Source organism: Gemmatimonadaceae bacterium, assembly GCA_019637445.1.
Taxonomy (GTDB): Bacteria; Gemmatimonadota; Gemmatimonadetes; order Gemmatimonadales; family Gemmatimonadaceae; genus Pseudogemmatithrix.
Genome location: JAHBVS010000001.1, coordinates 552,049 through 565,194, shown reverse-complemented (window position 1 = coordinate 565,194; position 13,146 = coordinate 552,049). Strand labels below are relative to the sequence as shown.

General features: G+C 71.5%; 11 protein-coding genes. All 11 read left to right on the top strand.

Annotation, left to right across the window (positions count from 1 at the left end):
- Positions 1 to 26 precede the first annotated feature (26 nt).
- Positions 27 to 1,073, top strand: coding sequence for a major capsid protein (locus KF709_02645; protein ID MBX3173278.1), 1,047 nt, complete (start codon positions 27 to 29; stop codon positions 1,071 to 1,073).
- An 83-nt stretch (positions 1,074 to 1,156) separates the two neighbouring features.
- Entirely contained in the window at positions 1,157 to 1,534 is a 378-nt protein-coding gene (locus KF709_02640) for a hypothetical protein (protein ID MBX3173277.1), read from the top strand.
- On the top strand, positions 1,531 to 1,854 hold the full coding sequence (locus tag KF709_02635) for a hypothetical protein (GenBank protein ID MBX3173276.1): 324 nt from the start codon (positions 1,531 to 1,533) through the stop codon (positions 1,852 to 1,854). Before KF709_02640 ends, KF709_02635 begins: the two co-directional genes overlap by 4 nt.
- Positions 1,851 to 2,435, top strand: coding sequence for a hypothetical protein (locus KF709_02630; GenBank protein ID MBX3173275.1), 585 nt, complete (start codon positions 1,851 to 1,853; stop codon positions 2,433 to 2,435). The genes KF709_02635 and KF709_02630 overlap by 4 nt, the downstream gene beginning before the upstream one ends.
- A 25-nt stretch (positions 2,436 to 2,460) precedes the next feature.
- Positions 2,461 to 2,706, top strand: coding sequence for a hypothetical protein (locus KF709_02625; GenBank protein ID MBX3173274.1), 246 nt, complete (start codon positions 2,461 to 2,463; stop codon positions 2,704 to 2,706).
- Positions 2,707 to 2,709: 3 nt separating this feature from the next.
- Positions 2,710 to 4,158: a hypothetical protein gene (locus tag KF709_02620; GenBank protein ID MBX3173273.1), complete on the top strand. Its 1,449-nt coding sequence runs from the start codon at positions 2,710 to 2,712 to the stop codon at positions 4,156 to 4,158.
- Between the two features lie 9 nt (positions 4,159 to 4,167).
- Positions 4,168 to 5,019 (top strand): hypothetical protein, encoded by an 852-nt coding sequence (locus tag KF709_02615; protein MBX3173272.1) that lies wholly within the window; start codon positions 4,168 to 4,170, stop codon positions 5,017 to 5,019.
- Positions 5,016 to 7,814 (top strand): hypothetical protein, encoded by a 2,799-nt coding sequence (locus KF709_02610; protein MBX3173271.1) that lies wholly within the window; start codon positions 5,016 to 5,018, stop codon positions 7,812 to 7,814. Before KF709_02615 ends, KF709_02610 begins: the two co-directional genes overlap by 4 nt.
- The gene (locus KF709_02605) at positions 7,811 to 8,668 is read left to right on the top strand and encodes a hypothetical protein (protein MBX3173270.1); all 858 of its coding nucleotides are present in this window, start codon (positions 7,811 to 7,813) and stop codon (positions 8,666 to 8,668) included. Before KF709_02610 ends, KF709_02605 begins: the two co-directional genes overlap by 4 nt.
- Positions 8,665 to 9,957, top strand: coding sequence for a hypothetical protein (locus KF709_02600; GenBank protein MBX3173269.1), 1,293 nt, complete (start codon positions 8,665 to 8,667; stop codon positions 9,955 to 9,957). Before KF709_02605 ends, KF709_02600 begins: the two co-directional genes overlap by 4 nt.
- Entirely contained in the window at positions 9,957 to 13,139 is a 3,183-nt protein-coding gene (locus tag KF709_02595; GenBank protein ID MBX3173268.1) for a hypothetical protein, read from the top strand. The genes KF709_02600 and KF709_02595 overlap by 1 nt, the downstream gene beginning before the upstream one ends.
- Positions 13,140 to 13,146 lie beyond the last annotated feature (7 nt).

Here is a 13,146-nt window from a genome sequence, read left to right as displayed (position 1 = left end):
CCCCCTTTCCCTCACGGAGCCGACCGATGGACCTCTTCAGTACGAACTATCTCGCGGGGGTGGTGAAGGACCTGCGCACCACGCCCCAGCACTTCCTCGACACGGAGTTCCGGACCGAGCTCCGCGACCCCAGCGAGGAGATCCACTTCGACCTCGACGAGCGCAAGCCGCGGCTGACGCCGTACGTCTCGCCGCTCATCGCCGGCAAGGTCGTCGAGGACCGCGGTTTCGTCACCAAGACGTTCAAGCCGCCCTACCTCAAGGACAAGCGCCGCTTCGACGCGTCGCGCCCCCTGAAGCGCGCCATCGGCGAGCGCATCGGCGGCGAGCTCTCGCCCGACCAGCGCCTGCAGCTGATGGTCGGCATGACGCTCGAGGACCAGGTCGAGATGCTGAAGTACCGCATGGAGGTGCAGGCCGCCGAGGCGCTGCGCCTGGGCCAGGTGACGGTCTCCGGCGAGGGCTTCAAGACGGCCGTCGTGAGCTTCGGCCGCCACACCGACCTGCGCGCCGTGAAGACGGGGACCGCGCGGTGGAGCCAGACGGAGTCCGATCCGCTCTCGCAGATCGAGACCATGGCCAACGCGATGATGGCCCAGGGCGGCGCCGTGCTGCGGCGCGTGACCTTCGCACCCGACGCCTACCAGGCGTTCCGCACACGGCTGCTCGCGCGCGACGAGTGGAAGCTGCTGGTCGACTACCGCCGCGCGTCGACGAGCTCGACCTTCGACCTCGCGCCGGGCAACGGTGAGAAGGCCCGCTACCTCGGGACCATCGGCACCGTGGACTACTACGTCTACGACGACCTCTACATCGACCCCGTCGATGCCACCGAGAAGCACCTGATGCCCTCCGGCGAGGTGGTGCTCACCGCGGACGAGGTCGAGGGCACGCGCTGCTTCGCCGCCATCCGCGACGAGGACGCCGGCTTCCAGGCGGTGCCGTACTTCCCGAAGAGCTGGAAGGAGCCGGATCCGGCGGTGCGCTGGATGCTGATGCAGTCCGCCGCGCTGATGGTGCCCTTCCGGCCCAACGCGTCGGCCTCGATGGAAGTGCTGAACGGCGGCAGCTGATCCGCCGGGACGCACTGAGCCGCTGACCGGTGCTGCCGGCCACACAGGGTGGCCGGCAGCACCACAGCCCCACCGAGGACCCCATGCAGCCGAAGACCACGGAATACCGCGCGCTCTGCCGCATCGACCGCGACGACAAGACGTACCGCACCGGCAGCCTCGTGGCGCTCCCGGCGGACACGGCCGAGCGCCTGCTCGCCATGGATCCGCCGGCGATCGAGCGCGTCGAGGCGCCGGAGCCCGCGAAGGCGAACGCCGCCGAGCGCCTGAACGCGAAGGCCACGATCGAGAAGGTGAAGGCCGCGACGAGCATCGAGCAGCTCCTGCAGATCCAGGAGGAGGAGCAGGCCAACGGCGCGCGCCCCACCGTGCTCGCCGCGATCGACGCCCGCCTCGAGGCACTCACCAAGGGCGACGGCGCTGACGACGAGGAAGACGACGAGGAGGAGTCCGCGTCGTGAGCCTCGCCGCGATGGTGGCCGACATGCTCAGCATCCCCGAGCTCACGCATCCCGTGACGCTCGGGGGTGCGGGCACGCGCGGCATCGTCGACGAGCAGGGCTCGATGATCCCGATCGCCGGCACCGAGGGCCAGCGCATCGGTCGCACGCTGTACGTCCAGAAGGATGCCGTCCCGGGCATCGCCCAGGGTGCAACCGTCGTCGTCGGTGCGCTGGGAGCCGCGAGCGCGGCCGATGGCCGCACCTATCTGCTCGGACCGGTCGAGCCCATCGACGACGGCCTGCTCCTCGCCTGCCAGCTCGGCGGTGGGCGCCCATGATCTACGAAGTCTGCGAGCTCCTCACGACGCACCTGCGCGACCCGCAGTACGGGGTCGCCGCCCTCTCGCCCTCCGTGCCGTTGCCCCCGGGCGACCCGGCCGTGGAAGAGGTGACGGTCGTCTCGGAGTTCGAGATCGACTACCTGCCCGGCATGCCGATCCCGCCGGCGGCCTACGAGAAGGGCCCGCTGGTGCTGGTGCGCCGCGGCGACGATGTCACCGAGTTCAGCGCACCGGGCAACCCCGAGATCGTCACGGCCGACGGCCGTGTGGGGTGCTCGGTGCTCGTGCTCTATCCGCGCCAGGCGATCTACACGCGCCAGATCGAGAACCGGCGGCTGTCTGCCACGCTGCGCGCCGTGCGTGCCTCGGTCGGCCTGTGGCTGGAGCGCATCCCGTACGAGGAGCGCTCGCTGCGCGGCGTGCAGGTCGTGAGCGCCGTCGCCGGGTCCAGCCTGCGCGTGCTGTCCACCGTCTTCGCCCTCAGCGAGGTCGACACCCTCTGCGGCGCCGTGATCCTGGAGCTGCAGGTGACCGACCGCTGGGCCGAGCTCGACCCGCTCGCCATCGCCACGCCCTGACCCATCGCCCTTCCCGGAGCCCCAGATGTCCGACACCGCCGCCACGCCGACGCCCGAGCCGACCGCCACCGTGCGGATGCTCGAGACCGTCGGCCCCACGCTCACCGACAAGCAGGTCTACGACTTCGATTCCGTCTGGAACGTGCCGCTCGTGCGGGCCCAGGAGCTCGAGGACGCCGGGCTCGCCGAGGTCATCAGCATCACCGATCCGCCGGCGCCGCCGGCTCCTGACGCGCCGGTGGTCGAGGCGCCCGACACCGACGAGGAGTAACCGATGCTCGTTCCCTTGCGAAACAAGATCGGCGACTTCGTCGCCAGCGTCATCGCGCTCCGCCCCAAGATCGGCGGCGGAGCGACCACGCTCACCGCGAACGCGGCCGCCGGCGCCGCAGCGTTCACCGTCGCGTCGACCACGGGCCTGAGCTCCTTCGACCCGCTGGCCGTCGGTAGCGAGGAGGACGCCGAGCTCGTCACCCAGGCGGGTTCCCCGGCGGGCTCGACGATCAACCTGCTCACCCCCACCCTCAAGCGCGCCCACGTCACCGGCGAGGCGGTGCGCGAGCTCGAAGCATGGGACCTCGGCAACTGCCTCAACGTGCGGCGCGCCGACAGCGCCGACGTCGCCGACAACGAGACCGACGTCGGTCGCAACCCGGACGGCCGCCGACTCGGCCACCTGATGCCCGCCGGCCAGTTCGACCTGCAGGGCTACAGCCCATGGCACTTCGCGCTGCTGACCGGCATGCCGCTCTCGCGCGTGCTCGGCGCGGCCTCGCAGGCGGATCCCACGCAGGTGCACACGGACGGCACGGACTTCTGCAGCGAGGAGACCTTCATCGTCCTCACGGGCCGCAAGAAGGACGGCACCTTCCTGCAGCACCGCTACGACGCCTGCAGCGCCGACTATACGCAGATCGTCGTGCCCTTCGGCCAGGGCCGCGAGCAGACGCTCGCCGGCCGTTTCGCCGCGGCGAACCACGGCCACGTCATCGAGGCCGTGCCGAACTTCCTGACCGGCTTCACGCAGCAGGTCCGGAACGCCCAGCGCATCGAGGCGCTGATCTCCGCCGGGTACTTCCGCGTGCTCTCGGGCGGGCTGTCGACCACGCTCACCGGGGCCACGGCGCTCGACGCGAACATCTTCGACCTCACGGCCGCCACTGGTGTCGCCGGCGGCAAGTACTACGTGGTGACGGGCGGCGGCCGCTCGCAGATCGTGCTGGCGCAGTCGCTCGCCTCGCTCGCGATGACGGTGCGCACGCGCGCCGCCTACGCCTTCCCTGCGGGCTCGACTGTGGTGGAGCTCGAGTACGTGCCCTTCGCCGGCCTGAAGGAAGGCACCACCGAGTTCCGCGTGGGCGGCTCGGTGCGCCAGCTCAAGTTCGACAACGCGCGCGTTGCCGCCGGCCACCTGGCGGGCTCGGCGCTCTTCACGATGCAGTTCCAGCCCACGGCGCTCACCCTCGAGAACCTGCGCCTCCAGCGCGGTCTCCCGACGGGCGCGATCTTCGGCGACCGGCTGACCGAGAGCGACCTGGCCGGTACGGATGCGCCGATCGGCTGGGGCGTCACGGCGCAGCGCAAGGACACCAAGACCGTGCACTTCATCGGCTCCGGGGTCGACAACGGGCTCGAGACGCTCGAGCTCATGCTCAGCAAGAACGACGTCTCGGGCATCCCGCTCACCTTCCGCAACCAGCTGCTCACGCAGCTGATGTGGTAAGGGGGTCCGGTGACGACGGGGGACGCCCCGGCGACTGGGCCCGCGCCAGGCCTTCCGCTGCCGCAGCTCCGGAACGCGACGGAACTGTTGCAGCGGGAGGTCCTGGCGCTGGGGCGCGCGGGCGAGGAGGAGCTGGAGGACCGGCGCCCGGCTGAGGACGCCGGCGCCGACGCGTGGTTCGCGCACGCGCTCTGGCTGGCCGAACGGAAGGGCAGTGCGCCGAAGGTCGCGGATGACCGCTCGATCGAGCAGCTGCTCCACGAGGCCCTCGCAGACCACGCACTGCCCGTGGAGCTCGCCAGCGGCGACACGGTGCACGTGCACCCGAAGAGCCTCGACACGCTCTTCCTGCTCGACGCGCTCGACCTCGAGCTGCAGCGGGTGCGCCGCGAGATGCACGCCGTGCAGGACCTGCTGGCGGAGGATGGCTCGCCCGAGGCAAGCGCCGTCGGCGTGCACATGGTGGGCGCGCTCCTCTCGGCGCGCTGCGTCCGCCTCTTCGCGTGGATTGTCACGCACCCCGGGCCCGGCACGCCGTTCGCCGAGACCGACGCGGATCCGCAGCCGCCCGAGTGGACGGCGAAGCTGCGGGGTGCCGATCTCGTGGCGTTGGTCGTGGCGCACCTGCAGGTGAACCGCCACGACCTCGACCTGCTCTCGCAGGCCTTCCCGGGCGACGAGCGACCCGGCAGCACGCGCCTGCCGCTGGCCGGCTTCGTCGGCAGCTACTCCAGCGAGAACGGCAAGTCGTCGCGGAAGCTCATGTGCAACGTCACCATTCGCAGCTTCCTCGCCGGCGCGCTGGCCCGCGCGCAGACCGTGCGCGAGGGCATGGCGGCCGCGCGCGGGAGCGACGCGTGAACCAGCAGCTTATCAAGTCCCTGCTCGTCGAGATCGACGCGTCGACGGAGAAGCTCCGGCGCGCGCTGCGCGAGGGTGGGGTGGAGCTGGAGAAGTTCGAGGGGAAGGCGCGCTCGAGCGGGCGGACGGCGGGCAGCGGGGCCGACGTGGTAGCGTCGAAGCAGGCGAACGCGATGCGCGCGATCGCCATGACGTCCGAGACGATGGCGCGCCAGGGCAAGATCAGCGGCGAGACCGCCAAGCAGGTCATCAACAACGTCTCCAGCATGGCCTTCGCCTTCGGCAAGAACGGGGCGATCGTGGGTGCCATCGGGATCTCGACGCTCGCGATCATCCAGATGTTCACGCGGATCCGCGAGGAGGCGGCGCGGACCGCGCGCGAGACCCGGGAAGAGTTCGCGCGCATGGAGCAGCTCGATCTCGCGGGCGCCGCGGACCGGGTCCGGGCTCTCGACACCGGCGACTATCGGCTGCGGCAGCGACTCGGTAGCGCCGATCCAGCCGAGCGGGCGGAGGCGGCCGCCGAGGCGCGCGACGACTTCGCCCGCCTCGGCATGCAGGGCATCGCCCAATACCGGGCGCAGGTGGCACAGCAACTCGTGCCGCTGCAGCAGATGTTCGAAGAGGCGCAGGCACAGGACCGCGCCGCGGTTACCTCGTTCCTCGCGAGTCAGACGGGCGAGATGTACACGCGGATGAAGGAGGACCTGGCTGCGATGGACCGGCTGGCGCCAGAGGTCGAGAAGCGCCGCAACCGTGCGCGGAACGTCTACGACGACCGCATCGCGCAGCAGGCGTTCAAGGCGGAGAACGAGTTGGCGCGTGCGCGCGAGGAGGCGGACGAGAAGGCCGGCAAGAAGGCCTCCGACGCGGCGCAGCGCGAGAAGGAGGAAGCCGACAAGCGGTTGGCCGACATCGACAAGCGCTTCAACGAGGCGATTACGGCGTGGAACGCCAGGCTCGAGCAGGCGCTCACTGAGGGCTTCACTGGCGCGTCCGACGAGATCCGGCGCTCCTTCATGGAGCTTGAGCAGTTCGCGCGTGAATCCGGGCGGGATGCTGACATCCCGCTGCTGCGCAACGCCAGGGACCAGGCACTCGAGCTCAATGATCTGCTGCGAGAGGCCGCCTCGGCCATGTCGTCTGGCGAGTTCGCACAGTTGTGGGACAGCATCGCGTCCACCGAGGAGCAGGGCCTCACGGGCACGCACGCCGGCACGATCGCGAGTCTTCGCGCCGTCCGCGACGAGGCGCTGGCCATCGCCAACGATGAGTCGCGGAGCGAGAAGGACCGCGAGAAGGCACTGGAGATGGCGAAGAAGGCCCATGCGCAGATCCTCGCGCTCCTGAAGGAGCAGGACGACGAGGTCAAGAAGGTCACGCGCTCCTTGTCCGATCAGGCGCGCGAGCTCGGGCAAGTCATCGACGGCGTGCTGCAGATGGCGGGCGCGTGGGGCGGCGTGAAGCGCGAAGTGGTCGACACGCTGCGCGCGGTCGCCCAGATGGGCACGAGCGCGCCCGGCATCCTTGAGGCCCTCGGGAACCTGCGGAAGGCGCGTGACGGCGGCGGCTCCTTCAAGGACGCCGCGGGCAACGTGATCACCACGGCTGCGGCTGGCCTCAGCGTCGGCAAGGCCGCCCTGCCGTTCATAGGCGCCCTTGCCACCATCGGCACCACGCTCTTCGGCGACAACCCTGCGGTGCGCGAGCGCAAGCGGATACAGCGCGAGAACACCGAGGCGATCCGTCGGCTCACCGACCGAATGGGACTCCTCGGGCTCGACGTCAGCGGCACGGGCGTCGGGGCCGCCTCGAGCGACGCGGGGCGCATCGCACGCGAATCCCGGCGGCGCCTCGGCCGCATGGACGTGAGCGGGCTCGACCTCGAGGGCCTCGCCAGCGACCTGGGCATCGACTGGGCCGAGCTCTCGCGCGTGGCGAAGGAGTTCGGGATCACGCTCGAGGGTGGGGGCATCCCCGCGCTCGAGGCCTTCGTGCAGCAACTCGAACAGAGCGGTGACAAGATCACGGAGTTCGGCGACTCGTACGGCGAGCGGCGCACGCTGCAGGACGCGCGCATCGCGGCGAAGGGGATCACGGACCCGATCGAGAAGCTGCTGATGCGCACGCAGCCGGCGCGCGACCTGTCGCCGGCGATCGAGCAACTGATGGCCGGCATCGACCTCTCGACCGAGGAGGGGCGCGAGGCCGTGCGTAAGGAGATCGAGCGGCTGATCGAGCTGATGGAGGCGGGTGGCGATCGCCTCAGCCGCGAACAGATGGGCGGCCTGAAGGGCCAAGAGTTCCTCGACCAGCTGCTGGAGATCCTCGGCGGCCTTGAGGAGATCGGCGGTGCCGTCGCGCGGCCGGGCTCCAGCCTCGGCGGCATCAGCGGATTCCGCGGGCTGACCGAGGCGGCGGGCGAGCGCATGGCCGACTACTTGCGTGCGATCGTGGGTTCGTCGCGCACGGCCGAGCTGCAGCGCCAGCAGATCCACGACACGCTGAAGGCGCAGCTGCTGTACCTGAGCGCACTGGCCGGCACGCCGCTCACGGTGCCAGCGGGCTTCGTGCCGGGCGCCCAGGGCGGCGCGCGCGCCGGCGGCGTCACGATGATCGTGAACTTCGACGCTGGCAGCATCGTGGTGCACGCTCCCGCCGGCGCGGATGCGCGCGAGGTCGGACTGTTCGCAGGGCAGGCCTTCCGCGATGCGGTCTCCGATGTCCTCTTCCAGGACGTCCTCCGCGCCAAGCGCGCCGCGGGCGACGTGTGGGCCACGCCGAGGATCCGGTGAGCCGGCGGCCCTCCTACTACCTGAACGGCGAGAGCCTCGGCGCCCTCGGCTTCCTGCCGGCGCCGGGGAGCTCCGGCCGCCGCAACGGCCTCGCCTTCGAGACGCGCGGCCTGCAGCTGCCGGGCGTGGCGGGCGAACTCGACGCCGGCGCGCCGCGGCAGGCGGCCGTGCGCACGATCGAGATCGTCGGCGAGGTGCGAGGCACCGGCCGCGCCGACGTGCTCGACAAGGTCGAGACCATCCTCGCGCTCTCGGGCCGCGGGCTTGTGGAACTGCGCGCGGTCGATGCAGCGGACCGCATGATCCTCGTGGAGCGCACGGGCGTCACGCAGGTCGACGTCGCGACGCCGTCGCTCGCCGAGCAGGATGGCGCGAGCAAGAGCGTGAGCCTCACGCTCCGATTTCGCGCGGCGGATCCCACCTGGCGCGACCGGGAGCCGCAGCTGCTGGCGATCGGGCAGGGCTCGACGCCGCTGCCGCTCGGCAAGCTGCTCCCGAGCCCCTGGACGCTGGAGATCCTCGGCTCCGAGCTCGGCACGGTGGTGGCGCCGCAGGTCCTGTACGAGGACGCTGGCGGCAACGTGCTCCGCACGCTCACGCTCTCGGCCACGCTGGACTGGTCGACGGACGCGACCGCACGCTACCGGATTTCCACCGAGGGCGTGGCGCCGCGGGTGGAGCGCATGATCGCCGGCGTGTGGACCGGTGCGGATGCCGAGTGCAACGGCGACTTCTTCCCGCTCTCGCCGCTCGACGGCTGGATCCCTGGCGGCGCGTATCCGCGCCTCCGGCTCTATGACGCAGGCGGCCGCGCCACCGGGCAGCTCCGCTATCGCCGACGGTACGAGCTATGACCATCATCCTCCAGGGCCCACGCGCGCGACTCGCCCGGGTGCCGCTGCTTTTCCGGGCGAGCGAGTGCCTTGACGAGTCGGGGCTCTACGCGCTGAGCTACGGCAAGCGCGTGGCCGGCACGTTCACGCGCGCGTCGCAGAAGACGGTTCGCGACCAGCGCGGTCGACTCGTGCGCGTTGCGTCGGGCATGCCCGCCTTCACGGTGCTCGGGGGGCAGGTGGCGCTCCTGCTTGAGCCGGCGCGCACGAATCTCACGCGGCGCAGCGAGGCGATCGACCACGCCGCGTGGAGCAAAAGCGGCTCGCCGACCATCACGGCGGACGCGGTTAGAGCTCCCGACGGCACGCTGACCGGCGACCTCATCACGGCGACACTGGATGCGACGTCGTGCTTCGTGTATCAGGCCGTTGCCTTTACCGGCGACGGCATCAAGATCACTGGCTACTGCGTACGGAAGGGGACTGCAGGTCGCTTCACCATCATGGTGCGCGACACGACGGCGAACGTGACGCGGCATCAGGTGTTGTTCACTTGGACTGGCGGAATCCCGGTCCCGGCGACTGTTACCGGAACCGGGCAGGCCTTCGTCTCAGAGCGCCTCGAGGAGGACTGGTACTTCTGCCACGTCTCCGCTGCCGGCGTGATCGCAGCGAACACGAATGAGACGCGGCTCTATGTCGACGCGCCGACGCTCGCGGACACCGGTGATTCGCTCTATGTCTGGGGCACCTCTGCTGAGGACGCGGCGACGCCCTCCTCGTATATGCGAACCGAGGGTTCCACCGTGACGCGCGCCGCTGACGCGCTCACGATTCCCTACGCCGTTCCGCCTCAGGCGATGTCCCTCTACCTGCGCGGCCGCAATGTGGGTGCCTTTGTCGACACGGGCGCCTCGCGCAACGTCCTGAACGTCGGCTCGGGCAGCCTCGGCGTCGACCCCCGCATCGGTTTCCAGGGTGCCGCGGCCTCCGCGGGTTTCCAGGCGTACTATGACGACGGTGCCACCGCGATCTTCGTCGGATCCGGCGTGCCCGCCTATCGCGACGTGTACGAAGCGCGGGGCGCGCTGTCGGTGGTGGATGCTGCAACGTGGCGTCTCACGCCAGAGCTCTCCATCAATGGCGCGGCGAGTACTCCCGGAACCAGCTCGACAAGTGGACCCGCAACAGCGTGGCCGGCGAACATCGTGCGCTTCACGCCGCAGGAGCCCAACGCCGTCATGCAGCTGTTGGTGGCGCTCGATGCACGAGACATGGACGCCCTGCGATCGCTCGCGGGGGTCGGCTGATGCCGCCGGTCCCATCGCCGGCGCATCGGCTTGAGCTCTGGAGCGCACCCGCGCCGGCGGGCGGCGCGCGCCAGGCGTTCCTGAGCGCCGGCGGCGGGGGCGTGGCGCGCCTCGAGCGCAGCCGCTACCTCGAGTCGGGGCGGTCGTCGCTCATCTTCACGCTGCCGGCGAGCCACCACGCGGCCGCCCTCGTCGTGCCGCAGCAGAGCGTCATCCGGCTCGTGCGCTTCGTGGCCACCGGACCCGATGCCTACGCGACCACGTGGGAGGAGTGGCGCGTGCTGCGGCGCCGGCGGCCGGTGCAGCGGACGGCCGCGGTGCTCGAGTTCGCGTGCGTCCCGATCGAGGACGACCTGCTCGACCAGCACCTGCACCGCGAGGTGAGCGGCGGCGGCCTCGCGCGCTGGGGATACTCCGCCACCGACCGCACGCCGGCGGATGTCCTCGGCGACGTCGCCGCAGGCCTCGCCGCGGCGGGCATCGCCTGGATCGACGTCGGGACCGTCACGCCGACCACGCCGGTGACCTTCGCGCTCGAGGGCGCGGTGGCGCCGCGCGCGATCGCCAGCGCGCTCGTCGACGCGTTGGCCACCGCCGGCGTGGCGTCCGAGTTCGCGCTCGTGCGCGCCGGCGATGACCTGAGCTACGAGCTCACGCTCGTCGAGCGCGTGGCCGGATCCCTGGCTCCGCTCATCGCCACCACCGACGCGGCGGCGATCGACGTCGCGGCGGACGACGACGCCACCGAGCAGGTGAACGTCATCGTGCCCTTCACGCCGGACCGCGTCGACCTGCGGGAGCTGCAGCTCGAGGTCACCGCGGTGGACGGAGGCACCGGCTGGGTGACGCTGGGCGCGATCGGCGGTGCTGCCTCGACGCCGGTGCTGGTCGACGGCCAGTGGACCGGCCGGCGGCTCTTCCGCGAGCTCACGGGCCGCAGCTTCGCGATCACCGACAGCTCGGCAAGCCCGGCGCGCGTGCGGTTGGCCACCACCGACCTGAGCTCCGGCCTCGCCGTCGGCGAGCGTGTGAGCCTGCGGCAGTCGGAGGACTACGCGGGCACGCGCCAGGCGTTCGGCACGCGCGCCGTGTGGTCGCCCTTCCTCGTGACCGGCACCGACACGGGCCCGCCGCGCATCGAGACGGAGGACCTGCAGGGCGGGGGTGCAACGGTCCACGCGACCAACCAGTACCGCGACTGGGAGGTGCAGCGCTCGACGCTGGTCTGCGCGCTGCCGTCGGGCACGTTCGACCACGTCGCCGGCACCTGGACCTTCGCGGGCGCGCCGAGCTCCACGCCGGCGGCGGGCGACTGGATCTGGTGCCCGCACGGCGCGGCCTTCGTGCCCGGCACGATCACCGACTGGAACGGCGGCACGAACGTGGCCACCGTGGTGCCGCGCGTCGGCGGCACGAGCTTCACGGCGAGCGCGAGCGGCATCACCACCGCGCGCTGCTATCGGCCTGCCGGCGATCCGATGTGGATCGTCGCCAGCGCCACGACGGACGGCACGCTCACCGTCGACGCCTTCTCGGGCGGCACGCCCGGCGCCGACGACGTGCTCGAGCCGATCCAGCGCCACCAGGGCGTGCGGCTGGTGGAGGTGCCGCACCCGGTCGCGATCGCGGCCACGCGCCGGCGCGTGAACCCGCTGCAGGTCGCCTGCACGGGCGCGACCAACCGCGTGGTGAACGGCAGCCTTGCCGCATGGGCGGGCGCCTCCGGGGATCCGCCGGACGGCTGGACGATCACGAGCATCGTGGGCACGGTGACGCGCGCGCGCGTGACCGATGCGCTGCTCACGCGCCACGGCGGCAAGGCCTGGCGCCTCGACTTCGCCGCCGGCGCCTCGGCGGAGATCCGCTCGCCGCTCGTGCCGGTGCACGCGGCGCCGGGCCTCATGCAGGTCGCCGCGGCGTTCGCGCTGCTCTTCCCGCTGTTCACGGGCAACGTGCCGATCGACGTGTCGATCGTCGCGGTGCACGCCTCCGGGACACGCACGGTGCTCGGCGAGCCGATCCACGTCTATCCGCCGGATACCACGACGGCGGTCGACGATGCGCAGCGCGCGGCGCTCGACACTTGGTACGATGCCGTCGCCACGAACCTGCCGCTCGAGGGCCTGGCCGACGAGCAGTTGCAGCTCGTGCTCGCCCGGCCCGCCGGCGGCTCGAACCCGGCGTGCAGCGTCGTGCTCGACGCCGTGATGCTGCTGCACCGCGAGGGCCTGCCGGAGGCCTCCGGCGGCGGCGTGCACTACGTGTTCGGCTCCGACGCGCTGCCGATGCTGCAGGCGGCGCAGGAGCTGCTCGCGGACCGCGCCTATCCACTGCTGCGCTTCGACGCGCGCCTGCTCGACCTGTACCGCCTGGACGGCGTGCGCTACGCGCCGTTCGAGCTCGTGCCTGGGCGCGACGTGGACCTGCGCGTGCCGGCGCTGGGCCTGCAGAAGACCGTGCGGCTGATGGGCCTCACGGAGGACGTGCTGGATCCACGCGCGCCGCAGGTGGTGCTGGACCGTGTACGGCCCGATGTCGGGCGGCTGCTCGCCAGTCGGTTCACGGCGCCGGCGTCGGATCCCACGGAGGAGGTCTCGCGGCCGCCCGTGAAGACGATCGCGCCGGTGATGCTGCGCGTGCGCCTCAACCTCACCGAGGACGAGGGCGAGATCTCGTGGTCGATCGGCGCGACCGACAGCGTGGTCATGGCGATCGACGACGGCGGCTTCGCCACGCCGCCCTCGTCGCCCATCACCGTGACGCGCGAGCCGAGCTCGGGCGGCAAGGACAAGAGCTACGTGTTCCGCGCCACCGGGCTCGCGCTCGACGAGAAGGAGGCGACGGTCCTCATCCCGGTGCGGCGGGCGATCGTGGCGGACGAGCCCCGGTTCACCTCCGCGAGCTTCACGGACGGCGACACCCCAGGAGACGGCGGCGGGTCGGTCGAGGTGAGCTGGGCCGTGGCCAACGCTCCGGGCGGCGCCACCTACACGATCGCGCTGGTGCGGACCGCCGGCGCGCCGACCACCGACGAGACTGGTGGCGGCTCCGGCTTCAGCAGCTCGCCGCAGGAGATCGTCATGGCGCTCGGCTCGGGCGCGGCGCTGCAGTGCACGATCACGATGTACGACGGCGCGACGCCCGTCGCGTCCACGACCTTCACCTCGGCCGTGCCGACCTAATGGAGCC